This window comes from Streptomyces atratus (assembly GCF_040655115.1).
Taxonomy (GTDB): Bacteria; Actinomycetota; Actinomycetes; order Streptomycetales; family Streptomycetaceae; genus Streptomyces; species Streptomyces atratus_D.
Genome location: NZ_JBFAJH010000044.1, coordinates 21491 through 44040, shown reverse-complemented (window position 1 = coordinate 44040; position 22550 = coordinate 21491). Strand labels below are relative to the sequence as shown.

Genomic DNA, 22550 nt, shown 5'->3' with positions numbered 1-22550 from the left:
CGCCATGGCAGAAATTGAGACCATTTCCTTTCCGCAGGACCGAACCTGCCCCTACCACCCGCCGACGGGGTACCGGCCTGCGCACCGGGGACTGCAGCCGGTATCGCCTGCCCGGCTCTTCGACGGCCGCACTGCATGGCTCGTGACCGGGCATGCGGAGGCGCGTGCGCTGCTGGTCGACCCCCGACTGTCGGCCGACCGGGAGAACCCTGCGTTTCCCGTATTCACCGAGCGGTTCGCAGGGACCGCTTCGCGACGCGTCGAACTGCTCGGTCTCGACGACCCCGAGCACAACGTTCAACGCCGGATGCTGATTCCGAGCTTCACGGTCAAGCGGACAGCGGCCCTGCGACCGCAGATCCAGGAAACGGTGGACAGGCTGCTGGACGCGATCATCGAGCAGGGCCCGCCGACCGATCTGGTCAGTGCCTTCGCGCTGCCCGTTCCGTCCATGGTCATTTGTGCGCTGCTCGGAGTTCCCTACGCCGACCACGAGTTCTTCGAGTCGCAGTCACGCAGGCTGCTGCGCGGTCCTGCAGCCGACGATGTCGAGGCCGCGCGGGCCGCACTCGACGACTACTTCCGAGCCCTGATCCAACGCAAACGGTCCGCCCCTGGCGAAGGTTTGCTCGACGAGCTCATCACTCAGCAACTCGACACCGGGGCCGTCAACCACGACGAACTGGTCCGACTGGCAGAAATCCTGCTCGTGGCCGGTCACGAGACGACCGCGAACATGATCTCGCTCGGTACCTTCACCCTCCTGCAGCACCCAACCCAGTTGGCCCGGGTGCGCGCCTCCGCGGACCTGATGCCTTCTGCCGTCGAGGAACTGCTCCGCTTTCTCTCCATCGCCGACGGAATGTCACGGGTGGCTACGCAGGACATCGACGTGGGCGGGGTGACAATCCGGACCGGGGACGCCGTCATCCTGTCCACCTCCGTGATCAACCGGGACGAGGCCGCATATCCCTCGCCGAACGAACTGGACCTCGGCCGGAATTCGCACAACCACGTCGCCTTCGGCTTCGGGATCCATCAGTGCCTCGGCCAGAATCTGGCGCGGGCCGAAATGGAGATCGCGCTGCGCTCTCTCTTCGACCGTCTGCCGGGATTGCGGCTCGCGGTACCCGCCGGCGATATCCCGTTCAAACCGGGTGACACCATCCAGGGCATGGTGGAACTCCCCGTGGCCTGGTGACCGAAGTCCGAACAGAAAGGACCCTGTTGTGATGCGGATCAGCATCGATATGGATGTGTGCATCGGCGCCGGACAGTGCGTACTTGCCGCGCCGAAGATCTTCACCCAGGACGACGACGGTTTCAGCAAACTCCTGCCGGAATACGAGGACACCGCCGACGGCCCGCTGGTCGGGGAGGCTGCCCGTGCCTGCCCCGTGCAAGCGATCACGATCACTTAGCCCGAATGGACCAGGGCGGCACGGCCATCGGCCGCCATCCGCTCGGCGGTGATGTCCGGTCAGCCGAGCGCCCACCCGGCGACATTGGAACAGGACTCATAGGAGTAGCGAGTGCTGCGATCCCATTCCTCACCGGTGATATGCCGGTACGCCAGGTCCGGTACAGAGAGCAGTCCCTCCGACCGGACCAGATCAGTGACGCAGGGGGTGAACCGTGCATCTTCTCCCAGTACGCCCTCGAACTCCTCGCGTCCGGCGGCAACGACGGCAGCGCGCGTGTAGAGGAATGTGTCGGCCCACAGCTCGCTGCCGCATTCCCTGCGGTCCAGCCTGGACAGCGCCGACGGCATCTGTTCGGCGTCGTACTCCCCCAGGACCGTCTGACGGAAGTCCGCCACCATCGGTCTCGGTTCGCCCCGGTGCCAGGCGGCCCACAGCTGAACCGATGCCGCGAACCAGGGCAGGTCACGCGCCACGACGCCGGCAATCCTGCCACGGAACTCGCTCCGCTGGAGCGGCGCCGCCTCCAGCCCCGATGTGACAAGACCGAGCGCGGTGAGTGGTACGGCCGCCCGCGGCCGAACCTCCGGGGTGAAGCCGAACGTCACGCATGACGCGACGAAGGCCTCTCGCCAGACCGGGGCCTGGGAGCCCCGACTGCGCGCGGCACGTACGGAGACGAGGGTGCGCGTGCCGGAACACGTGGACGTAGCCGCCGAGCGGCGCGGCGAGTACGGCACCCCAGAGCGCAATCACCTTCTCCTCCACACTCTCGCGCGTCCTCAACCGGCAGGTCGCGCCCGTTCCTTCACGGGACAGTTCCAGCAGCTCGGCGCCTAGCTCGGCCTGCGTGCCTGCATCAGCCAGAAGGCCGCCGAGCACACTTTCCGTCTCGGCCTGCGACAGGAACAGCAGGAACGGGTACGGAGTGTCCGCGACCCCCAGGCCGAAGAGCGGCAGCCGCACCGTCCACCCTGACAGATTCAGCCGCAGACGCACCGCCGGGCTCCCCCGCCGGACAGCACGTCCGAGACAGATCATCGGTCCGGTTCGATCGGCCCAGCCGGCGCAAGCGATCCTCACCATTGGAGCCCGGACAGGTCGGGGCTGCAGGGCGGTTGCCGTCCTCTCCGCGGTCAGACGCGCCTGGGCCTGACTCTCGGTCGGACCGAGGTCCCTTGCATCGCGGAGAGCAGGCCGGTCGACGCCTTTGCCCGGGACCGATCTGCACCGGGCGGCGGCGCCGTCGCCGTTCAGTCCGCCTGGCCGATCGCGCCGCGGAGCATGGCCACGGTCGTGGCCGCCGCCCGACGCTCCGTGTCGTCCTCTGTCGTACGCACACGCTCCTCCAGGAGCACAACGGCCGCCTGGAGGACCCCGATGCGCACCGGAACGCTTCGCATTCCTGCCAGTACCGCGGCCGCCTGTTCTGCCGGGGTCACGCTCGCAGCCTGCGGGATGAGGGTGGTGATGCCGCGCCCGAGCGCACGGTCGCGGGGCGGTTGAGCTGCTGTGGTCACCGTATAAGTCTGCCGTACCGGATGCCCGGATTCGGTCAGCGACTTGGCCGTTGTCGGTCCGTGTCATGGCCGATGTGTACGTGGACGCGCCTCAACAGGCCGTCCAGCTGGGTGTGTTCGTCTTCAGTCTAGTCAGCGGCGCCAGCAGGTCGCCCTGCACGGTGCGGGTGTCCGACTGGAGCTTCGCGAGCGTGGCTCGGCCCGCCGTTGTCGGTGTGATGGCGACGCGGCGCCGGTCGCCGGCGTCGCGGGTGCGGTCCACCAGGCCGGCGGCCGCGAGATCGTCCACGACCTTCACGATGTCGCTGCGGTCGATCGCAAGTCTGGACGCCGACTCCCTTTGCACATGCGGGTCGAAGTCGACACATGGCGGCGGTTGCCGGGACCGGGGACCTGCCCGTCACGGCACCGCCCGCGCAGGACAGCTCAATGTTCGTCTACCGGGTCACCGATGTCGACGCCGGACTCGCGCTCTGCCTGGAACACGGCGCCTCACCGGTCGCCGGTTCCTGCGACCGGCCGGACTGGGGGTCAATGCTCCACACCGCCCATGCGCGCGATCAGAAGGGCATCTCATCGAGTCTCAGTCGTACTGATCGGATGGCACTGATCGGGGGCGCACCCGGGCGACCAGGTGTGCCCCCAACGGTTTCCCGTCGGCGCAGGTCGAAGACCAGGCGTCCCGACACCTTGCCCTTCAGCACGTCGCCGATCGAGGAGTTGATGTCCTCCGGACGGCGGGCCTCCCGGACGACGCGGGTGCGCCAGCAGGTGCAGCCGGAAGACCTCGGCAAGGTCCTCGCGGGTTCCGACGATCGAGCCGACGACCTTCGTACCGTTCAGCACCGTGTCGAACACAGGTGGTTCCAACGTGCCTTCAGCCGGACGTGCCACAAGGACGAGCGTGCCGCCGCGGCGCAGCGCGCCGTAGGCAGCACGGAACGATTCGTCGCTCACCGCGACGGAGATGGCCGCGTCGGCGCCGCCGAGCTGCTGCGTCGCCTCGGCAACGGCTTGAACCCGGGCGTCGATCACATGGTCGGCGCCCAGTTCCCGGGCGAGACGCCAACTTCTCGTCGGTGACGTCGACGGCGATGGTCTCCGCCCCGAAGATCCGCGCGTACTGCAGGGCGTGGCCCGCCATGTAAGGAGGCAGAGGCTACGGTTGCGCCCAGGTGCGCATGGCGCTGCGTGTGGAGAAGGCGGCCACATCCTTGTCGAGCGGGTGGTCGGCGTACTGATGGATGCGCCAGGTCGCCTTGATGCGGGGATGGCCGGCGGTCACATAGTCGGCGATCCACAGACCGTCACCGACGTAGGACGTGGTGTCGTAGTTCAGCCAGAAGTGCCGGTTGCAGTAGAGCAGAACCCGGTGGTTCGGCCTCAGGCGCTTGACCTCGCGGATGAAACGGTCCTTCTCCTCGTTGCTCGCCCGCGTTCCGTCACCGGTCACTTCCCAGTCCACTGCGAGCAGATCGCCGGCCTTCTCCGGGGCCTTGCTCACGAAGTACTCCGCCTGCGCCGTGAGGTTGCCCGGCCACAGGAAGTGATAGAAGCCGACCACGCATTCTGCGTCCCTGGCCCGCTTGACCTGTGCGGACAGGTGCGGATTGACATACGAACGGCCCTCGGTGGCCTTGATGAAAACGAAGTCCAGTCCGTCCGTGTCGAAGGACGACTGATACGAGCTGACATCGACGCCATGCAGCATGGGCACCGCCTTCAAGTGGGCTTTGTGGTTCCGTTTCTCTTTCTGTACGTGCCCGCAGCCGCCGGTCCCCATCCGTCCCGCCCCAGGGGGAACGTTCTTCCGGCCACCCGGAATAGGCCCCTGTATCGACGAGTTGGTGTAACGACAGGACCGCATTGCACTTCGCAGGCACCATCGAAAGGTCGGATCCATGAAGATCGGCATCATCGGAGCGGGCAATATCGGCGGCAACCTGACCCGGCGTCTCACCGCGCTCGGCCATGAGGTATCCGTTGCCAATTCCCGTGGCCCGCAGACTCTCACGGCGCTCGTCGAGGAGACCGGGGCCACCGCGGTGACCGTCGCGGAGGCGGCAAGGGGAGCGCGCGTGGTCGTCGTCACCATCCCGGTCAAGGCCGTTCCCGGTCTGCCCGCCGGGTTCCTCGACGGGGCGGCGGAGGGTGTCGTCGTCATCGACACCGGCAACTACTACCCGAAGGAGCGCGACGGCCGTATCGCCGCCATCGAGGACGGCCTGCCGGAGAGCAGGTGGACCGAGGAGCAGATCGGCCACCCGGTGATCAAGGCGTTCAACGGGACGTACGCGGAGGACATCCTCTCCAAGCCGCTCCCGAAGGGCAGCCCCGGCCGTCAGGCCCTGCCGGTCGCCGGTGACGACGCGGCCGCCAAGCAGACCGTGTGCGACCTCATCGACGAACTGGGCTTCGACACGGTGGACGCGGGCGGCCTGGACGAGTCCTGGCGCCAGCAGCCGGGCACGCCCGTCTACGGCAACCAGGGCGACGCCGAGACCATCGCGAAGGCGCTGGCCGAGGCGTCCCCGGAGCGTACGGCGCAGTGGCGCGCCTGACAGACCGGCGCGCCACTGCGTCCATCGGCGACGGGGCGGATCCGGGACGGAATTCCGCCCGGCCCCGCCCCTCGGCGGTCCCGTGGCTCGCGCTCAGCTGTCGAAGCCCGTGCTGCGGCTGACCTTCTCCCAGGCCGCTGTCTCGGCGCGGGCCGCGTCGAGGGGGCGGCGAAGACCGCGTCGGTCGCGTCGTTGCCGAGCGGCAGCCGCAGCGGCGTCTTCTCGGCGGCCAGCGCGGTCAGGATCGGCGCGGCGGCCTTGTCGGGGTCGCCCTCCTGCTTGCCGTCCGAGCCGGGAAGGTCGATACGGACCGGGCCGACCGTCTCCTCGTACGCGGAGATGGCCGCGGTCCGGCGCAGTGTGCCTCCCCCCGCGAACCCGGTCCGGAACGATCCGGGTTCGACGATCCGGGTTCGACGATCAGGACCTTGATCCCGTGCGGGGCCACCTCGGCTGCGAGCGGGGCGGGCGAGCTGACCACCCGGGCCAGGGCGGAGTTCGCACGTCGCCACCCGGGCGTACGGGTGGCACCGAAGCGGTACGACCGGGGCCAGGAGGCCGCTGCGCTGCGCGACGGACTTGCCGATGTCGCCTTCGTCTGGCTGTCGTACGTGAACTCATTTGCGACGCACCGGCGTTGTCCGACGAGGGACTACCGTGTGCTGTCCGGTGCGGCCGGAAGGCTGTCCATGAACGAGCTGACGGAGAACACGGCGCGACCGGGTCCGGGCGGGCCGTAACCGGGCGGTGAACTGAGCCCGTACTCCTCCATCGTCGAGCGGTACGCCTCGAGCAGCCGGATGTGGTACTCCAGAGGCGCGCCGTCCGGGTTGGTCTTTCCCAGCGGCGTGGTGGGCTCCGGGCACCACGTGGTGAAGCGCGGGGTGATGCCGTGCGACATGAAGAACCGCAGGCCTTCGGTGGTCGAGTGAATGGCCTCGTCGATCGTCGTGAAGCCGAACGGCTCGGCCATCTCCACGCCCGCCACGAAGTTGGGGATGACGTTGCGGGCGCCGAAGACCTCGGCGGAGTCCAGGATCCGGCGGTGCCACTCGTCCCGGCCCACGTAGCGCTCCTTGCCGGGGCAGTACAGCTCGAACAGCCGGCGGTCCCACACTTCGTAGTTGGGGTGGTAGATCTGGACGCCGTAGTCGTGGAAGCGCTGGACATCCGCTTTCGGCAGGGCCTGCGCAACAACCTTGCCGATCCAGCGGCCGGGGAAGGCGTCCTCGATGGCCTTGGCGTACTGCCCGTAGAAGTCGGCTTCGTCGCGCCCGCCGATGTGGGAGGTGATGGCGCCGCCGGTAAGGGTGTACGCGGTGGAGGCCTTCGCGGTGTCGTACCGGTCGATGATGGCGAGTGCTTCCAGCACTTCCTCGACCGGCTTGACCCCGGTGTAGGGGCGTCCCGCCGCTTTGTGCTGGCGCCAGTTGTGGTTGATGTCGCAGTACTGGCACTCCTCCTTCACACCGAAGTACTGGCAGACGCGGAAGACCGTCAGATAGACGAGGTAGCCCCACTGAATGGTGGGCGCGACCTCCATCACCGACTTGCCGTTGGCGAGCGTGTGCCGGTAGTAGTCCGGCATGGGCGGGAGGCCCACGTCCGAGATCCGCCTGCCGTCCAGGTAGAGCCCCAGGACGCCGTCGTCGTCGGCCGCGACGCGGTACGGCGACGCCGGGTTCACCCGTACCGAAACAACCGTGCGTCGCAGCTCGTACGGGCCTCCGGTGAGCACGATCTCCTCCGGTGGGCGTCGCAGTGCGGCCGCTCCCAGCTCCGGCAGGGTGCCGTGGTCGAAGGAGAAGATGAAGTACGACTTCGGCTTGACGTCGCCGTCCTCGTTGTCACTGAGCGCGGACTCGTCGAACGCCACGCCGCCGCGCAGCAGGTCCTCCTTGATGACTGCTTCGCGCGGCACATGCGGGAACTGTGCCATGAGTCGCTCGATCAGGTGCGTGCGGCTCGTGTCGGTGCGGCTGGGCATGTACGGGGCTCCTCGGTCCGGTCGTCGGATGTTCTTCCGGGTACGCCACACTGTGCAACGAACCACGGACGTGATCCGTTCGCGACGCCCGTCCGTATCCCTTCGCGTCGTCGTCCGCAAACAGGATCCATAGCCCCGGACATGTACGTCTCGGACAGCGTCGTGATCGCCGCCGCTCCCTCGGTCGTGTGCGTGCAGCTCAGCAGCCCCACCGCAAGGGGACGCCGGAGCCCGGAGAACCGTGGCACCACCGATGGTTTCGCCGACTTCCAGAGCGGCAACGTCCATACCACTCCGCGGCGGTCGAAGGAAGTTCTGGAAGCGAGCTGACCGTTCGGCAGGCGGTTACGTGCTCCAGTGCGTGGGGCGGCTGAGCGACGGCGGGAGCTTCGTGGCCGCGCTGCCCCGCGCCGCGTTCAGCTGCGCCTGCGTCAGGAACAGGCTCCCGGTGAGGTCGGCGCCGGACAGTTCGGCATCCCTGAAATCGACTCCGATCACATCCGCCAGGCGCAGGTCGGCGCCGGCGAGATCGGCGGCGATGAGGTACGCACCGCGCAGGTCGGCCCCGCGCAGGTCGGCGCCCTTGAGCCGGGCGCCGATGAGGTCGGCGCCGCGATGGTTGCGCTTCTTCTTGCGGGGGACGGTGGCGCGTGCGAGTTCGCTGGTACGGAGCAGCAGCGCGGCCACGTCGTCCCGGTGACCGGCGACGTCCACGTCCGCGAACGCGTCGGGGGCGAGACGGGTGAGGCGTTCGGTCTTCTCGAGGGTGCGGCGTATCTCGCCATGGAGGGGGCGGGCCGGCTGCAGCGTCAGCGCTTCGGTGAGGTACCAGAGGAGTTCGTGGAGCTGGCGCATGACCGGGAACACCTGGAACATCTGCTGGGCGGTCTGCGGGGCCCGCCGCCAGTCCTGTCCGTCGAAGGTCTCCTGGGAGACCTTCTGGCCGGCACCGAAGCAGTCGTACACCGTGCAACCGGGGAAGCCCTGGGTCCGCAGCTCGGTGTGAATGCCGCAGCGGAAGTCGTCCTGCAGGTTGTGGCAGGGCTGGCCGGCATCCTTGTCGACCGCGAAGTCCGCCGACCGGGTCAGGGTCAACGCGACGCAGCACAGTCCGAAGCAGTTCGCGCAGTCGGCGCGCAGGGCGGCGTGCTCCGTATCGTCGACGCGGCGCTCGGTGCGGTGGGCGCGGTCGGTTCCGGGGCCTTGGGCATTGTCGGACACAGTGCGTCGGATCCTCTGGTGTACGTAGTGCGTGGAAGGTCGAGCCTATCGAGGCCGGTACCCCGATGTGCGGAGGCCACCGGCCCTCCGGTCCGGGCCGGATGCCGTGCGCGCGACGACGAGGTCCTGAATCGTTCTGGGAAGTGGCCACCGACGGGGCGAACACACCAGTCGACAGCATCCCGGCGCAGCGGGTGCTCACCGATCCCGGCCGGGCTCGTCCGGTACCAGCACGACGAGCCCGAGTGGGGCTCCGTACGGAACGTCTTCGACGGTGGTGCGGGCACAGACCGCCCGCGAGGTACGGGATGTGGTGCGTCACTGTCTTGCGCACCGCATTCCACTGGTGCCGCGAGGAGCGGGCACGGCCTGTCCGGTGGCGCGAACGCTGTCGACGGCTCGATCCTCCTGTCCTTCGAGGACATGAACCGGATCGTCCACATCGACGTGCCGGAACGACTGGCCGTCGCCCAGCCCGGTGCGGTCGATGACGACCGGCTGGCGGCCTGCGCGGAGCACGGCTCTGGTACCGCCGGACCGGGCGAGCTCGCCCTGGTCGACGATCGGCGGAAATGTCGCGACGAACGCCGGAGGAATGTGCTGCGTCACGTACGGCGTGACCCGCGACTATGCGCTCGGCCTGGAAGCGGTCAACGGGCTCGGCGAGGACGCGTCGCTGGGGCGGCGCACCGCGCGAAGGGAGTCGCGGGTTACGACCTGAATCCTGGAAAGGTTCTCGCCGCCGGGCCAGGCGCTTCGGCGTAGCTCCTGGGTGTCGTCGCCGGTCGGGCAGGTCGTCCGGGGCCGTTGTCAGTGGGGCGACGCACACTGACAGGAGTGCGGTACGGGCAAAGGGGACGCGGATGAGCAGCGAGGACGACACCGGTTTCGAACCGGACACCGGGGACGGCCTTTTGGCCCCGATGTCGGCGGAGAAGCGTGCCGCGTCGGTGCGGACGGCGTGGGAGGGGCTGCTGCAGATCCGGCGGCTGACCAACACCGGGCGGTCGGACCCGGAGGGCGTTCCGGCGCAGTGGGAGCTCCACCGGACGGTGCGGGCTGTCGCGCTGGCGCTGGAGGCGGCCGGTGTACCCGCATCGGCCGTTGATGCGTCCGGGCAGCGGGTCGCGTCCGGATACCGCGTGCAGGAGGGCGGGACGCCCGGCACCGTGCGGGTGGAGTGGCTCGGTCCGCCCGGCAGCGGGGCAGCGCACGAGGAGGAGGCGGAACTGTCCCGGTGCGCGGCCGCGCTGAGGCGCCTGGGCTGGACGGCGCTGCTGTACCGCGGGCCGCGGCGTCGACGATTCCTGGAGGTCGAGCCCTGAAACGCCACGCGTTCAGGACGTGAACGCGCAAGAGTGGGGAACTCCGCAACACAAGGTCTGTACCGGCTCCTTGACGCCAGTACCAGCTCCTTGACGCCCGAACCTCCTCCCGGGCGTCGGCCCATTGCACAACCTGTCATGCGGCCGACGTCCACCAGCGTGGCCGAAGGCAGGGAGCCGGCGGCCTCGGTGAGCAGCGCGGCACGTCCGACGCGAAGGCCGATGACGCCGGGCTCGCGTCCGGGCTGTTCTGCACCACCCAGCAGATCGGTACGGCGGTGGGCGTCGCCCTGCTGTCCACACTGACGGCCTCCCGTACCGACGAACTGCTCGCGAACGGAGAGGGCCGGGCCGAGGCACTGACGAGCGGCTACCACTTGACCTTCACCGAGGGCACGGGATTCCTCGTCGTCGCGTTCGCCGTCGCGATCACCGTGCTGCGACGCGGGGAGGGGGGTTCCCCGCGTCGCCACAGAGGACCAGCGCCTGCTGATCCGGATCTGCGTGTCCCGTCTCCACGGAACAGCCCTGGACCTCCCCGTCACGGATTCCTGAACGACGTTGTCAGACCCATGAGAGATGCTTGATGGTCCGACACCTCTGATCAGGAGATGCTGAGATGCGCAATGACGAACTCGCCGCGGCCCAGGCGTACGTCCGGCTGCTGGAGGCCGCTCGGGCCGCCCTCGCGGACCCGGACGAGGCGCCGTTGTACCTGCCCCTGCTCGCCTCCCCGATGGCGGAGGTCGACGGCGCGCTGCAGCGTGCAGGGCTCTGCGGCAATGAGGCCAGGTTCTTCGACCTGGTGCGAACCCTGCAGCCAAGCATGTCCGGCAGCGGTCGCTGAGCGGCACGGAACATTGCATCCCGCGCAGCATGGAGGTCCGGACTGCGGTGTCCGAAGCAGCGGCCGGTTCGTTCACGTGGGGAAGTAACCGGCCGCCTCGTTCGGTGCGCGTGGGCAGGCAGGGGCCGCGCGGCGGAATGCCGGTGACTCGGCGGTCCCACCACCCCTACGGCGGCTGCCGTGACCGCAGCTCCACGGACGCTCGCACTCGCCCGCCCGGTTCGGGGCGCGAAGGTGTACTCACGCCAGGCCGCCGCGTGCCTCAGCCAGCGGCAGAGGCGTCGCGGGCGAGCCCGAGTTCGCGGCCGCCCAAGGGGGCGAAGAACGCCGCCACGTCCGCCGTCGTGACCTGATCCAGCCGGACCGGGCTCCACTGCGGGTTGCGGTCCTTGTCGATGATCTGGGCGCGCACACCTTCCACCAGATCGGGCCGCGTGAAGGCGGTGGAGGAGACGCGGAACTCCTGGTCGAGCACCTCCTCCAAGCTGTTGAGGAGCCGGGCGCTGCGCACCGAGGCAAGGGTCGCCTTGAGCGCGGTGGGCGACTTGGCCAGGATCGTCTCGGCGGTCTCCTTCGCGGCGGGTGCGCCCCAGTTCTGGAGCCGGTCGACGATCTCCTCGACCGAGTCCGCGGCGTAACAGGCGTCGATCCAGTCGCGATGCGCGGCCAGTTCGGCGACGGGCGCCCCGGTGACGTACTTCTGCACGGCCTCCGTCACGTCGGCCGACGTGGCGGCCCCGGCCAGATCCCGGGTCAGCTCCGCGAGGTGTCGTGACGGTACGAAGTGGTCGGCGAGCCCGCACAGCAGGGCGTCGGCCGCTCCGACCGCATCCCCGGTGAGCGCCAGGTGGGTGCCGAGCTCACCGGGTGCGGAGGCGAGGAGATGGGTGCCGCCCACATCCGGTACGAAGCCGATCCCGGTCTCCGGCATCGCGACGCGGGAGCGTTCCGTGACCACGCGGATGCTGCCGTGGGCCGAGATGCCCACCCCGCCACCCATCACGATGCCGTCCATGAGCGCGACGTACGGCTTGGGAAAGCGTGCGATACGGGCGTTGAGCCGGTACTCGTCGCGCCAGAAGTCCAGCGATGCGGAGCCGCCCGCGCGGGCGTCCTCATATATGGCGCGGATGTCGCCGCCTGCGCAGAGGCCGCGCTCCCCCGCCCCGCTGATCAGCACCGCGGTGACCGCGTCGTCGTGTTCTGCCGCGGTGAGGGCTTCGTCGACGCGGAGCACCATGGTGTGGGTCAGCGCGTTGAGGGCCCTTGGGCGGTTGAGTGTGATGTGACGAGTGCGGCCCTCGGTGTGCAGCAGGACGGGGTCTTCGTAGTTCATCAGTGCGCTCCGGTCAGCCCCTGGGGTGTACCGCCCGCCGGTCACGGACGATCTTCCGTTGCTCATTCTGGGGTGACGGTCCGCAGGTCGGGGCAGCAGGGGTGCCGAAGACCCGCAGGGACGCGCTCGGCGGGCCGTTGAAGCACCGGTCCGCTGTGGCAGCCATCCGGAACGGGTTCGACAATTGAGACACGCACAAGACGCACAGGCCGCACAGTCCGCCAATCCCGCCGGACGATCTCCGGAGCAGGAATGACCGACCACGACCGGGAACCAGACTCCGACGATACGCCCCGCCTGCAGATCGACCGGCCGTACAGCGGCGAGACCGGGACGGAGGAGCGGCTTGCCCTGAATCGCACGGGCAGCTTCGAGTGGGATCTCGATGCACGGACGCTGGACATCGACGCGGCAGGCCTGCTCGTCTTCGGAGTGGACCAGGAGGAGTTCACCCCTGACCCGGGAGTCCTCGTCGGGCTGCTCGAACCGGCGGAACGGGACCGGCTGGAACTCGCGATCGACGAGGCCATCACGGGTGGCCACAGTTCGTACAGCGTCCATTTCCAGGTGCCGCGCAAGAACGGCACCCACCAGTGGACACATGTCCAGGCGCGGATCCTGCGCAGCGCCGACGGGCGGGCGCACCGGGTCATCGGGGTCGTGCGGGATGCGACGGCGGAGGTCACCCATTCGGCATTCGTGCTGGACCTGGAGAAGCGCCGCCAACGACAGACCAGCATCGTTGAACGCACAACAAGCGCGATGTCGCGTGCGGTGACCGTGAGCGACGTGACCGCCACGCTCACCGGTCCGAGCGGTCTGGCCATGCTCGGCGCGGACGGGCTCGCCCTCGGCCTGGTGGAGGACACCTCCCTCAATGTCATCGCAGTGAGCGGGGTCGCACCGGAAAACATCATCGAGCTCGGGTCCGGGAAACTCGATCCGCAGTTCCCGCTGGCCGATACCGTCCTCAGCGGTCGGCCCCGGTTCGTGAGCTCGATCGCCGGCCTCCTGCGACGGTATCCGGCGCTGGAACCGTACACGGACCAGCTGAAGTTCCGCGCCGCCGCCTATCTTCCGCTCGTCGCGCAGGCGCGCTCACTGGGCGCTCTCGCGCTCTTCTACTGCGAGCGCACAGCGTTCAACGCCGACGAGCGCAACCTGTGTCTGGGGCTCGCGGCGATCGTGGCCCAGTCATTGCAACGGGCGACCCTCTTCGACGAGGAACGCGAGTTCGCCACCGGGCTGCAGTCGGCGATGCTTCCCCGGCGGATCCAGGAGATCGAGGGCGGCGAGATCGCCGTGCGCTACCACGCGGCGTGGAGCGGGCGGCAGGTCGGCGGCGACTGGTACGACGTGATCGCCCTGCCCAAGAACCGCTTCGGCGTCGTCGTGGGCGATGTGGAAGGACATGACACCCATGCGGCCGCCATCATGGGCCAGCTGCGCATCGCCCTGCGTGCGTACGCCGGCGAGGGGCACCCGCCGGCGACGGTGCTGGCCCGGGCCTCTCGCTTTCTCGCCGAACTGGACACGGACCGCTTCGCCACCTGTACGTACGCCCAGGTCGACCTCCCTTCAGGAACCGTACGCGCGGTGCGCGCCGGGCACTTCGGTCCGCTGATCCGGCACATGGACGGCCGGGTCAGCTATCCGCAGACACGGGGCGGTCTGCCGCTGGGGATCTCCACCGACTTCGGGGACGAGGAGTACCCGGAGACGCGTCTCGACCTGGTGCCCGGCGAAACCCTTGTCCTGTATACCGATGGGCTGGTGGAAGAACCGGGCGCCGATATCGATTCGGGTGTGGAGGCGCTGATCCACGAGGTGAGCACAGGGCCCGCGAGCGCGCAGGCACTGGCCGACCATCTGTCGAACCGGCTCCGGGAGCGCTGGGGCGCGGGAGACGATGTGGCGCTGCTGGTCCTCCGGCGCAGTCCCGGCCCGGGTTCGCCACGGGCGCCACGCTTGCACCAGTACATCCATCAGGCGGACCCCGAGGGGCTCTCCGATGCCAGGTCCATCGTGCGTCAGGCCCTGCAGGACTGGAACATGGCCGAACTCGCTGACGATGCCGAACTGGTCACCGGTGAGCTGCTGGTGAATGTGCTTCTGCACACCGAAGGCGGGGCAGTGCTCACGCTGGAGGTCCTTCCGGAGCCTGTCCGCCGGGTGCGGCTTTCGGTGCAGGACCGCTCCAGTGCGTGGCCGAGGCGCCGGAATCCCGGCGAGACAGCGACATCGGGACGCGGTCTGCTGCTCCTCGACGCCGTCGCCATCTGCTGGGGCATCGAGCCGCACGGCGAGGGGAAGGCCGTGTGGTGCGAGATCGGACCTGCCACACCGCCCACCTCCGGGCCCCTGGCCGCAGCCACGGCGACGGCCACGCAGCCCCATGAGTCCGCAGAGGCTTCGGAGACCCGTGATCCGTCCGAGCCGACGGAGGAACGACGTTGAGGAAGCAGTGAGGGGCGCGCCGTCACGCATGGTGTGATGTGGCACGCCCCTCGTCCGGCGGTCCCTGTGCAGTCCTGCGCCCGAACCAGACGACCGAGCTACGTCAGCTGGGCCGTGCGACGCTTGCGCACGGACCACATGATGCCGCCACCGGTCGGCAGCACGGCGACACCGCACCACCGATGATGGGCGTAGCGGACGGCGAACCCGTCTCGGCCGGATCGGGCGAGCTGGGGCTCGGCGAGGCCGCGGCGGGCGCGGTCTCGGAGGGGCTCTGGCTCGGTGTGGCGCTCGGCGCGGGCGCATACGTCATGCCACGTCCATCCGGCCGCATTGGACAACACCCCGACGCCCACGCCGACGGCGTCGAGTCGAAGCCGGCCGAGGAGCCCACGATCCGCTGCCGGACCATATCGACCGGCCGTCAGTCAGTCAGTCAGTCAGTCAGTCAGTCAGTCAGAGTGGGCGGTACATGATGTGCAGCCCGACGAAACCCTTCCTCGGATGGTTGAATCCCTCGGGCAGCGTGCCCAGAATCTCGAAGCCGAGCGAACGATAGAGCCGTACCGCGTAGGTGTTCGTCTCCACCACGGCGTTGAACTGCATGGCGCGAAACCCCGCTGCGCGAGCCCACTCCAGGGTGTATTCGCACAGCGCGCGGCCCACTCCTCGCCCGGAGTGCTTGGGGTCGACCATGTAACTGGCGCTGGCGATGTGTGCGCCATTACCCATGTGGTTGTTGTTCATCTTCGCCGTACCGAGCACCGTCCCGTCGTCAGCCACCGCGACAACGGTACGGTTCGGCTCCTTCAGCAGCCACCAGGCGCGTCCGTCCTCCTCGCCCAACTGGACGGGGTAGGTGAACGTCTCCCCCGCGGCAACGATATCGTGGAAGAACGGCCAGATGGCGGGCCAGTCCTCGGTAACGGTCTCCCTGATCAGCATGGGGACAGGATGCCGATAGCGTCTCTTCGCGAGCCGTTATCCGCCGGGCCTCGCAGCCACGTCCTCTTCTCCCTCCGCCCCTCCCTCGCACACGGTTTCGCGCCTCCGCAAGCCGAGTCGGGCGAACAGTCCGGCGTTCCGGACAGGACCGGAATCACGCGCAGAATGAGGGGCGGGAGCAGAGACATGGGCCGCGGTCCGGACCGAGCAGTCCGGATCGGGTCGCCGGTCGTCCCCCGGGTGGGGTGCCGGGCGCGCCTCGCGCGCGCTGTCCAGCTCCAGGACGAGGTTGACCCGGCGCCAGAGGATCTCGTCCGGGTCGTCGGCGCGCATCAGGTGCGCCATGGTGTCGCGAGCGGCGACGGATCCGGGTGACCCGAAGACCGGACCGGGCAGGATCTTCCTGAGGTACGCACGCTCGTACGGATCGTCCACCACCTCGGCAAGCTGCACCGGATCCAGCGCGCAGGCAAGCACCGCGGCCCGCGCCCAGGGATCCTCCGTGCGACTCAGCAGGCGCTCGATCCGGTGCGAGCGCCAGTTGCGCGTCCGCCAGTCGATTCCTGCGCCCAGACTTGTCCGCATCCACTCCGGGCTGTTCCCGGTCAGCAACTGCGGAGCCCCGGCCGCGAACTCGAGGAGGTCCGGGGCGAGATAGAGCCAGACAATCGCCCGGTACCGGTTGAGGTAGAACGTGACAGGCGTGATGCATCCGGCCCTGGCCAGCCTGGTGAAGCGGACCGGGCTGATGCCGAGCAGCCGTGCGCCCTCCGCCGTCCCCACCGTCCGCACCCGTTCTCGCAGCGCGTCCGGGAGCCCGTTCCCCGACCGCAGCCGGTCGACCTCCTCGCGACTCACCCTGGGCCTGCCACCGGCCTCGTCCGCCGCCATCCGCACGATGCCCAGGTGCACGGCGAGCTCGAATTCCCCGCGTTTCAGGTTCAGCTCCTGCGCCGCCCTCCCTGCAGCCACCGTCGCGCCGACTTCCGTCCGGTCGGCATTCGGCGGATCGGCCTTCGTCAGGTCAATTTCCGTCGGACCGATTACCGTCGGGCCGTTCTGCGAACGCCGTGTTCCTGCGCGCGATGCTGCGGCACGCGTCGTTTCCGCCATGACCATGGCCATCCTCCCCCGTGAAAGTGCGACAACTCTCTGTGATCACCGTAACCGGGGAGAAAGCCTTTCGCCCGGCCTGTGGACAACTCCCACAACCGGGCGAAAGGTGCAGTCGAGAGGGATTCCGTCAGATTCAGTTGACCTGCCCGCTGCCGCCCTGGCGCGCGGTGACCCCCAGGTGTTCACCGACTCTGTTCACGAGCAGCGTCATCTCGTATGCGACCTGACCGACGTCGGCCTCGGCCGCGGCCAGCACGCAGAGGCAACTGCCGTCTCCGGCGGCTGTCACGAAGAGAAGCGCCTCGTCGAACTCCACCATCGTCTGCCTGGCCTTTCCTGCCCGGAAGTGCCGTCCCGAGCCTCGCGCGAGGCTGTGCAGCCCCGACGAGACCGCGGCGAGATGCTCAGCGTCCTCACGTGCCAGGTCCGTGCTCGCCCCCGTCACCAGGCCGTCGTTCGACAACACCAGCGCGTGCCGTATGTGCTCGACCCGGCCGGTGAGATCGTCGAGGAGCCAGTCAAGTCCCCTGCCCAGCGCCATTTTCCCCGCTCCTCCCCGTTCATACGTTCCCCGTGCCCCACATCGCACGTAAGCCTTGCGCACAGCGCACGTCGGGGCAACTGCCCGTCCGTCTCGCGGCCGTCGTTCGTGGACGGGTCAGCCCACCGAGTCGAGAAGCCGGGCCGTATGCATGCGGCCCGCGTACTCCACCATGCGGATGAGAACTTCCTTGCCGGAGTCGCGGTCGCGCGCATCGCACAGCACGACGGGTGTGCCCACGTCCAGATCAAGGGCGCGGGACACCTCACGCTCACCGTAGGCGCGGGCGCCCGCGAAACAGTTGACGGCGACGACGAAGGGGATCCGGCGGTGTTCGAAGTAGTCGACGGCGGGGAAGCAGTCCTCCAGCCGCCGGGTGTCCGCGAGGACAACCGCTCCGAGTGCCCCCTGTGAGAGCTCGTCCCAGAGAAACCAGAAGCGGTCCTGCCCCGGTGTGCCGAACAGATACAGCGAGAGGCCGGACCGGATGGTGATACGTCCGAAGTCCATGGCAACGGTCGTGGTGGTCTTCTGATCGACTCCGCCGGTGTCGTCGACCGACTGTCCCGCCTCGCTGAGGAGTTCCTCCGTCCGCAGCGGCCGGATCTCGCTCACCGCGCCGACCAGAGTCGTCTTGCCGACCCCGAATCCGCCGGCGACCAATATCTTCAGTGCGAGCGCGTCGGTCTCCACGGCCTCTCCGGCCGATCCCTCGACGGTCTCCCCGCCCCTTCTGTCGGCGTGCTCGGAAGGCATCGATCACTTCTCTCACCCGTGAGCCTCAAGACGTAAAGGCGCAGTTCAGAGCCATCTTGACGGGCCCGGTTCGGTATCTGTGGGCAGCAGTACGGTGGACAGCATGACAAGCGGCCGTCCGTCCCGAGCCGTGTGATCGGTTTTTGACCTTAGTGGCCGAACGGGGATCGTTCGATGTCCGCATGAGGTCACTATTCGAGCCGAATTCGAACCGAGTTCGAGCCGGAACCGATCCAGAGGGTCGGGGCCTCGATCCTGGGGGCCACCACGACCGCCGCCTACACTGTCGCTTCGGGGCGCGGGAAACGGTCCGGGTGGACAGGAGAGCAAGAGTGTCGACAGGTGCCGGCGGCGGCTTCATGGATCCGCCCGCAGAGGTGCTGGCGGAGGCAGCCGCCGCCTTCGGTCTGCTGGCGACGCCCGCGCGCCTGCACATCGTATGGGCGCTGTCCCAGGGCGAGAGCGATGTGACCGGTCTGGCGGAGCGGGTGGGCGGCACGCTGCCCTCGGTCAGCCAGCACCTGACAAAGCTGAAGCTCGCTGGTCTCGTACGCTCGCGGCGCGAAGGCCGCCGCCAGGTGTATCTGGTCGACGACCCCGACGTGGTGACTGTGGTACGGCTGATGGTCGGCCAGCTCGCCGCACGGGCCGGTCACGCCCCTGCTGCGCGGCCGGCACGCCTCCGTGACCTCGGTGCCTGAGAGCAGCGCCGCCGCAGGGCCCGGCCGCAGCGATCTCAACGCCTCTCCCCCTTCCGCCGTCGTACCGACAGCGAGCGCGGCGGCCGGCCGGATCACCTTCACCGACGCGACGGTCACAGGGCCGGAGGGGGTCGCGCTGACGTCGTTGCAGGTGCTGCGTGCTCTGGACAGCGGACCGCGCGGGCTCCTGGAAACGCAGGCGGAGGAACGGCTCGGACGGCTCGGCGAGAACACCCTTCCGGCCTGGCGACCGGTCTCCTGGCCGCAACGCTTCGTCCGCAGCCTTCGGGACCCGTTCACCTCGGTTCTCCTCTGTCTGGGGCTGGTCTCCGCCGCGGTGACCGCATGGGGCACCGCATCCGTGACTCTGGTGCTCGTGGTGGTCAGCTGTCTGCTGCGCTCCACGGAGGAACACCGGGCCGACCGGGCGATGGCGGCGCTGCGGGAGATGGTGGCGACGACCGCGACCGTACTGCGTCGCACCGGTCCTGAGGCGGCGCCGTCGGCTCGGGAGCTGCCGGTCGCGGAGCTGGTGCCGGGCGATGTGATCAGGCTCGGCCCGGTCTTGCACTGGTCGGCGTCCTGCTGCCGCTCACTCCGCTCGGGCCACTGCTGGGGATGAGCGCGCTGCCCCCGCTCTATTACCTGTTGCTCGCCGCGGTGCTCGCGCTGTACGCCTATGGGCTGAGGACGGCCCGTAACCGCTACCAGCGCACCTGGAGATGCTGATGCCCCTGTCGCACGTGCAGCTCCGGACGGGAGCCTGATCGCTCACTGTCAGCCGTACGAGAGGTCCTTGCAGAGGTCTTCGTCGGCCGACCGCGCCCCGTCGCCGACGGTGGAGGGAACTGCGCTGGGTGCCGGCGTGGCCTCGGCCGAGCGCGACGAATTCTCCGCGTACGAGGTCCCGAGGATCACCTGGATGCCCGCGGTGCCGGACGCAGTGGTCCGCGCCCCGTCGAAGAGGCGCGCCGTGGTCTCCGCCTCGCCCTCCAGTCCCGGCCCGTACTGAATGACGGTCGAGATCTGGTCCTGATTGCTCGCGGTGGCTGTGCCGGTGACGGTGAAGTCGTGGGCACGCAGGAGTTCCGCGGCGCGGGCCGCAAGTCCGTCGACCGTGGTGCCGTTGTAGACGGCGAGGCTGATTCCCGTACCGGAGACGGGGGCGGGGGCGGAGGGCGATGGTGACGCGTCGTCCGGCCTCGTGGCGCTGCGGCCGCCCTTGCCCTGACCGCTGGCGTCACGGCCGTCGATCGTCCGGTCGGCCTTGAGCGCCGCCCAGAGTGCCCGGGCGTCAGGTTCGACGATCGCGACGCGCGCGCCCTCGTAACGCCACGGGACGGTGACGAACCGGGTGTTGCGCAGATCGATGTTCTTCATCGACATGGCGAACTTCAGCAGCCGGTCGGCCGATCCGAGTCCGGGGTCCACGGTCATCGAGTCGGTCGCCGCGTGGGCGAGCGGCAACAGGGTGGTCGGGTTCAGCCCCTGGGACTTGACCTTCTTGATGAGAGAGCCGATGAAGGCCTGCTGTCTTTTGATCCGTCCGATGTCGGAGCCGTCGCCGATGCCGTGCCGGATCCGCACGTAGTCGAGGGCCCGCTGCCCGGAGACGGTCTGCGACCCCTTGGCGAAGACCAGTGCGCCGCGTGTGGGCCGGTTCGGGCTGAGGTCCTGCTGGTAGATGTCCTGCGGCAGACAGACCGGGACTCCGCCGACGGCGGAGGTCAGTGCGGAGAAGCCGGAGAAGTCCACCACGACGGTGTGGTCGACGCGCAGGCCGGTGAGGAGTTCCACCGTGTTCTGGGTACAGGCCGGGTTTCCCTCGGCGGTCTCCCCCACCGAGAACGCCCCGTTGAACATGACGTGGTGCTGCGGTGCGGTCCACTCGCCGCCGGGTGTCCTGCACGCCGGGATGTCGACCAGGGAGTCACGGGGAATGGACACGGCGACGGCGTGCCGCCGATCGGCGTACACATGGAGCAGGAACGCGGTGTCGGAGCGCCCCACGGTGCCCTTGCCGCCGCCCAGCTTCCCGTTGGCGCCGGAGCGTGTGTCCGATCCGATGACGAGGACGTTCTGCCCGTTCGACGAGGCGGGTGGCCGGTCACCCGAGATCCCGTCCGCGCCGAAGGTGTCGATCTGGCCGGTCAGTTTGAGGTAGGTCCAACCGGCCCCGGCGACCAGCAGGACGAGAAACGACAGCGCCGTCATGGCGGTGCGCCGGAGCCCGCTGCCCCGTCCCCCGCCTGTCGGAACCTTGCGACTGCCTGCCATTGGTCACCTCGTCCGTCCGGTTCCGGCTTCCATGGAGGAAGACGTCCGACCCCACCCCACGGTTGTACAGTTGCGCAATGTAGCAAGTATCGATACGCGAATGGATCACCAGACCTACCCGCAATCGGCCGGATCCACCAATTCCGGAAGACCGCGAAGAAGGGCGGAACCCAGATGCTGCGCAACGGCCTTGAGCCCTGGCACCTGTTGATTGTCGCGGTTGTACTGATCGTGCCGTTCGGATCGAAGAAACTGCCGGACGCCGCCCGCGCCCTGGGCAAATCGATGCGGATCCTGAAGAGTGAGGCGAAGGCGATGAAGGAGACCGACCCACAGTGAGCCGGGGGGCGGCACACCACGGTACGGCGCTCGCCATTTCACGACTTGCGCAATCAGGGAACCTTGGGTGGGGAACCGCCGTTCACGCAGTGACGGCCGAAGAAGCGCTGATCGATGGATCACTGGACCAATGGAGGAAGTTCATGGGTGTGACCCTGGCCAAGGGCGGAAACGTCTCCCTGTCGAAGGAGGCACCGGGGTTGACCGCAGTGACGGTCGGCCTGGGCTGGGACGTACGGACGACGACGGGTGCCGATCACGACCTGGATGCCAGTGCGCTGCTGTGCTCCGACGCCGGGAAGGTCCTCTCGGACCTGCACTTCGTCTTCTACAACAACCTCACCAGCCCGGACGGTTCGGTGCAGCACACCGGTGACAACCTGACCGGCGAGGGCGAGGGCGACGACGAGTCCATCAACGTGGACCTGGCCGGTGTACCGCTGGACGTGGCAAAGATCGTCTTTCCGGTCTCCATCCATGAGGCGCAGAGCCGTGGGCAGAGCTTCGGCCAGGTCCGCAACGCGTTCATCCGCGTGGTGAACCGGGCGAACGGCGTGGAACTGGCCCGCTACGACCTGAGCGAGGACGCCTCCACGGAGACAGCCATGGTCTTCGGCGAGTTGTACCGGCACGGCACGGAGTGGAAGTTCCGCGCGGTGGGACAGGGGTATGCGTCGGGGCTGGCCGGTATCGCGTCCGACTACGGCGTCAACGTCTGATCGCTCGAAGTCGCGCTCCTGAGCGGCGATTTCAGAGTGCTCGGAGTCCGTTGATCACCTCGCGGAGGATCCTCTCGTCCGGCAGCTGCGCGGGCGGTACGGGGCGGCCGACCCGCACATGGCCGGCTTCGAGCAGATCTCCGAGAAGTACACGGACGACACCGACCGGGAGGTCGGCGTCGGCGGAGAGTTCCGCGACGGACTGGGGCTCGAAGCGGCACAACGTGAACAGCGCGCGGTGTTCGGGGCCCAGCTGGGAATCCTCGGAGCTGTCCGGTACATGGTCGGCGGCGGAGACCAGAGCGATGAGGTCGAAGTGCACTCCGCCCGGGCCCGGTTCGGTCCGCCCGCCCGTCATGGCGTACGGGCGGACCAAGGGCCCTGCTTCGGCGTCGTACCACTGGCTGCCCGGCAGTTCGGTCGGGTCCGGGAATCTCTCGAGGTATCCGGGACCCTCGCTGGTCATGTCCACTGCGGTCTC

The 22550-nt window shown here is 68.7% G+C and carries 23 protein-coding genes and 5 pseudogenes; 12 read left to right on the top strand and 16 right to left on the bottom strand.

Annotated features, from left to right (window positions below):
• The first annotated feature begins 4 nt into the window (after nt 1-4).
• Both AB0I23_RS32140 and AB0I23_RS32135 read left to right on the top strand, forming a co-directional pair.
• On the top strand, nt 5-1201 hold the full coding sequence (locus tag AB0I23_RS32140) for a cytochrome P450 (RefSeq protein ID WP_359114600.1): 1197 nt from the start codon (nt 5-7) through the stop codon (nt 1199-1201).
• Between the two features lie 31 nt (nt 1202-1232).
• Nucleotides 1233-1421: a ferredoxin gene (locus AB0I23_RS32135; RefSeq protein WP_359114598.1), complete on the top strand. Its 189-nt coding sequence runs from the start codon at nt 1233-1235 to the stop codon at nt 1419-1421.
• A gap of 59 nt (nt 1422-1480) precedes the next feature.
• Here the strand turns inward: AB0I23_RS32135 and AB0I23_RS32130 are convergent, their stop codons facing one another.
• From AB0I23_RS32130 to AB0I23_RS32110, 5 genes and pseudogenes are all read right to left on the bottom strand, one after another.
• Nucleotides 1481-2173 (bottom strand): LysR substrate-binding domain-containing protein, encoded by a 693-nt coding sequence (locus tag AB0I23_RS32130; RefSeq protein ID WP_359114596.1) that lies wholly within the window; start codon nt 2171-2173, stop codon nt 1481-1483.
• Nucleotides 2174-2674: 501 nt separating this feature from the next.
• Nucleotides 2675-2941, bottom strand: a complete 267-nt coding sequence (locus AB0I23_RS32125) for a hypothetical protein (protein ID WP_359114594.1) — start codon at nt 2939-2941, stop codon at nt 2675-2677.
• A gap of 91 nt (nt 2942-3032) precedes the next feature.
• Nucleotides 3033-3230, bottom strand: coding sequence for a hypothetical protein (locus tag AB0I23_RS32120; protein ID WP_359114593.1), 198 nt, complete (start codon nt 3228-3230; stop codon nt 3033-3035).
• A 370-nt stretch (nt 3231-3600) separates the two neighbouring features.
• Nucleotides 3601-4079 (bottom strand): annotated as a pseudogene (locus tag AB0I23_RS32115) (zinc-binding dehydrogenase); the annotation flags it as partial.
• A gap of 21 nt (nt 4080-4100) precedes the next feature.
• Nucleotides 4101-4652, bottom strand: a complete 552-nt coding sequence (locus AB0I23_RS32110; protein WP_359114591.1) for a glycoside hydrolase family 25 protein — start codon at nt 4650-4652, stop codon at nt 4101-4103.
• Nucleotides 4653-4806: 154 nt separating this feature from the next.
• On the opposite strand from AB0I23_RS32110, the gene AB0I23_RS32105 reads away from it, so the two are divergent.
• Nucleotides 4807-5502: an NADPH-dependent F420 reductase gene (locus AB0I23_RS32105; protein WP_359114629.1), complete on the top strand. Its 696-nt coding sequence runs from the start codon at nt 4807-4809 to the stop codon at nt 5500-5502.
• A 93-nt stretch (nt 5503-5595) separates the two neighbouring features.
• Here AB0I23_RS32105 and AB0I23_RS32100 read toward each other — a convergent pair.
• Nucleotides 5596-5962, bottom strand: a pseudogene (locus AB0I23_RS32100) (short-chain dehydrogenase/reductase); the annotation flags it as partial.
• 192 nt (nt 5963-6154) lie between these two features.
• Complete coding sequence (locus tag AB0I23_RS32095; RefSeq protein WP_359114589.1) at nt 6155-7489, bottom strand: radical SAM protein; 1335 nt, start codon at nt 7487-7489, stop codon at nt 6155-6157.
• A gap of 141 nt (nt 7490-7630) precedes the next feature.
• Here AB0I23_RS32095 and AB0I23_RS32090 point away from each other — a divergent pair, with 141 nt between their 5' ends.
• Nucleotides 7631-7819 (top strand): hypothetical protein, encoded by a 189-nt coding sequence (locus AB0I23_RS32090; RefSeq protein ID WP_359114588.1) that lies wholly within the window; start codon nt 7631-7633, stop codon nt 7817-7819.
• Between the two features lie 15 nt (nt 7820-7834).
• Here the strand turns inward: AB0I23_RS32090 and AB0I23_RS32085 are convergent, their stop codons facing one another.
• Nucleotides 7835-8629, bottom strand: a complete 795-nt coding sequence (locus tag AB0I23_RS32085) for a pentapeptide repeat-containing protein (RefSeq protein ID WP_359114627.1) — start codon at nt 8627-8629, stop codon at nt 7835-7837.
• Nucleotides 8630-8811: 182 nt separating this feature from the next.
• On the opposite strand from AB0I23_RS32085, the pseudogene AB0I23_RS32080 reads away from it, so the two are divergent.
• From AB0I23_RS32080 to AB0I23_RS32065, 3 genes and pseudogenes are all read left to right on the top strand, one after another.
• A pseudogene (locus AB0I23_RS32080) lies at nt 8812-9430 on the top strand (FAD-binding oxidoreductase); the annotation flags it as partial.
• A 143-nt stretch (nt 9431-9573) separates the two neighbouring features.
• A complete protein-coding gene (locus tag AB0I23_RS32075) occupies nt 9574-10035 on the top strand; it encodes a hypothetical protein (RefSeq protein WP_359114586.1) in 462 nt (153 codons plus the stop codon).
• A 619-nt stretch (nt 10036-10654) separates the two neighbouring features.
• Nucleotides 10655-10882, top strand: coding sequence for a hypothetical protein (locus AB0I23_RS32065; protein ID WP_359114584.1), 228 nt, complete (start codon nt 10655-10657; stop codon nt 10880-10882).
• A gap of 262 nt (nt 10883-11144) precedes the next feature.
• On the opposite strand, the gene AB0I23_RS32060 is transcribed toward AB0I23_RS32065, so the two are convergent.
• Entirely contained in the window at nt 11145-12218 is a 1074-nt protein-coding gene (locus AB0I23_RS32060) for an enoyl-CoA hydratase/isomerase family protein (protein ID WP_359114582.1), read from the bottom strand.
• Between the two features lie 252 nt (nt 12219-12470).
• On the opposite strand from AB0I23_RS32060, the gene AB0I23_RS32055 reads away from it, so the two are divergent.
• Nucleotides 12471-14675: a SpoIIE family protein phosphatase gene (locus AB0I23_RS32055; protein WP_359114580.1), complete on the top strand. Its 2205-nt coding sequence runs from the start codon at nt 12471-12473 to the stop codon at nt 14673-14675.
• Nucleotides 14676-14773: 98 nt separating this feature from the next.
• Here the strand turns inward: AB0I23_RS32055 and AB0I23_RS32050 are convergent.
• From AB0I23_RS32050 to AB0I23_RS32030, 5 genes and pseudogenes are all read right to left on the bottom strand, one after another.
• A pseudogene (locus AB0I23_RS32050) lies at nt 14774-14970 on the bottom strand (LAETG motif-containing sortase-dependent surface protein); the annotation flags it as partial.
• A 161-nt stretch (nt 14971-15131) separates the two neighbouring features.
• Nucleotides 15132-15620, bottom strand: a complete 489-nt coding sequence (locus tag AB0I23_RS32045) for a GNAT family N-acetyltransferase (RefSeq protein ID WP_359114579.1) — start codon at nt 15618-15620, stop codon at nt 15132-15134.
• A 36-nt stretch (nt 15621-15656) separates the two neighbouring features.
• Complete coding sequence (locus tag AB0I23_RS32040) at nt 15657-16592, bottom strand: DUF6397 family protein (protein ID WP_436847033.1); 936 nt, start codon at nt 16590-16592, stop codon at nt 15657-15659.
• A 277-nt stretch (nt 16593-16869) separates the two neighbouring features.
• Entirely contained in the window at nt 16870-17277 is a 408-nt protein-coding gene (locus AB0I23_RS32035) for a roadblock/LC7 domain-containing protein (protein WP_359114577.1), read from the bottom strand.
• Nucleotides 17278-17394: 117 nt separating this feature from the next.
• Nucleotides 17395-18033 carry a GTP-binding protein gene (locus tag AB0I23_RS32030; RefSeq protein WP_359114575.1) on the bottom strand — a complete coding sequence of 213 codons (639 nt, stop codon included), beginning with the start codon at nt 18031-18033 and terminating at the stop codon, nt 17395-17397.
• A 332-nt stretch (nt 18034-18365) separates the two neighbouring features.
• Here AB0I23_RS32030 and AB0I23_RS32025 point away from each other — a divergent pair, with 332 nt between their 5' ends.
• On the top strand, nt 18366-18734 hold the full coding sequence (locus tag AB0I23_RS32025) for an ArsR/SmtB family transcription factor (protein ID WP_359114573.1): 369 nt from the start codon (nt 18366-18368) through the stop codon (nt 18732-18734).
• Nucleotides 18718-19296, top strand: a pseudogene (locus AB0I23_RS32020) (cation-transporting P-type ATPase); the annotation flags it as partial. The gene AB0I23_RS32025 and the pseudogene AB0I23_RS32020, both read left to right, overlap by 17 nt.
• 215 nt (nt 19297-19511) lie before the next feature.
• Here AB0I23_RS32020 and AB0I23_RS32015 read toward each other — a convergent pair.
• On the bottom strand, nt 19512-21011 hold the full coding sequence (locus AB0I23_RS32015) for an LCP family protein (protein WP_436847032.1): 1500 nt from the start codon (nt 21009-21011) through the stop codon (nt 19512-19514).
• Nucleotides 21012-21185: 174 nt separating this feature from the next.
• Here AB0I23_RS32015 and tatA point away from each other — a divergent pair, with 174 nt between their 5' ends.
• Nucleotides 21186-21350 (top strand): Sec-independent protein translocase subunit TatA, encoded by a 165-nt coding sequence (tatA, locus tag AB0I23_RS32010; RefSeq protein WP_359114571.1) that lies wholly within the window; start codon nt 21186-21188, stop codon nt 21348-21350.
• 143 nt (nt 21351-21493) lie between these two features.
• Nucleotides 21494-22069, top strand: a complete 576-nt coding sequence (locus AB0I23_RS32005) for a TerD family protein (RefSeq protein ID WP_266977885.1) — start codon at nt 21494-21496, stop codon at nt 22067-22069.
• 31 nt (nt 22070-22100) lie between these two features.
• Here AB0I23_RS32005 and AB0I23_RS32000 read toward each other — a convergent pair whose 3' ends face one another.
• Entirely contained in the window at nt 22101-22535 is a 435-nt protein-coding gene (locus AB0I23_RS32000) for a DUF742 domain-containing protein (protein WP_359114569.1), read from the bottom strand.
• Nucleotides 22536-22550: the final 15 nt, after the last annotated feature.

Coding starts and splice junctions, on each gene's coding strand:
- AB0I23_RS32055 (WP_359114580.1), top strand. CDS start 12,471: ATGACCGACCACGACCGGGAACCAGACTCCGACGATACGCCCCGCCTG.
- AB0I23_RS32035 (WP_359114577.1), bottom strand. CDS start 17,277: ATGGCGCTGGGCAGGGGACTTGACTGGCTCCTCGACGATCTCACCGGC.
- AB0I23_RS32045 (WP_359114579.1), bottom strand. CDS start 15,620: ATGCTGATCAGGGAGACCGTTACCGAGGACTGGCCCGCCATCTGGCCG.
- AB0I23_RS32065 (WP_359114584.1), top strand. CDS start 10,655: ATGCGCAATGACGAACTCGCCGCGGCCCAGGCGTACGTCCGGCTGCTG.
- AB0I23_RS32030 (WP_359114575.1), bottom strand. CDS start 18,033: ATGCCTTCCGAGCACGCCGACAGAAGGGGCGGGGAGACCGTCGAGGGA.
- AB0I23_RS32000 (WP_359114569.1), bottom strand. CDS start 22,535: ATGACCAGCGAGGGTCCCGGATACCTCGAGAGATTCCCGGACCCGACC.
- AB0I23_RS32095 (WP_359114589.1), bottom strand. CDS start 7,489: ATGCCCAGCCGCACCGACACGAGCCGCACGCACCTGATCGAGCGACTC.
- AB0I23_RS32110 (WP_359114591.1), bottom strand. CDS start 4,652: ATGCTGCATGGCGTCGATGTCAGCTCGTATCAGTCGTCCTTCGACACG.
- AB0I23_RS32005 (WP_266977885.1), top strand. CDS start 21,494: ATGGGTGTGACCCTGGCCAAGGGCGGAAACGTCTCCCTGTCGAAGGAG.
- tatA (WP_359114571.1), top strand. CDS start 21,186: ATGCTGCGCAACGGCCTTGAGCCCTGGCACCTGTTGATTGTCGCGGTT.
- AB0I23_RS32140 (WP_359114600.1), top strand. CDS start 5: ATGGCAGAAATTGAGACCATTTCCTTTCCGCAGGACCGAACCTGCCCC.
- AB0I23_RS32015 (WP_436847032.1), bottom strand. CDS start 21,011: ATGGCAGGCAGTCGCAAGGTTCCGACAGGCGGGGGACGGGGCAGCGGG.
- AB0I23_RS32075 (WP_359114586.1), top strand. CDS start 9,574: ATGAGCAGCGAGGACGACACCGGTTTCGAACCGGACACCGGGGACGGC.
- AB0I23_RS32060 (WP_359114582.1), bottom strand. CDS start 12,218: ATGAACTACGAAGACCCCGTCCTGCTGCACACCGAGGGCCGCACTCGT.
- AB0I23_RS32135 (WP_359114598.1), top strand. CDS start 1,233: ATGCGGATCAGCATCGATATGGATGTGTGCATCGGCGCCGGACAGTGC.
- AB0I23_RS32090 (WP_359114588.1), top strand. CDS start 7,631: ATGTACGTCTCGGACAGCGTCGTGATCGCCGCCGCTCCCTCGGTCGTG.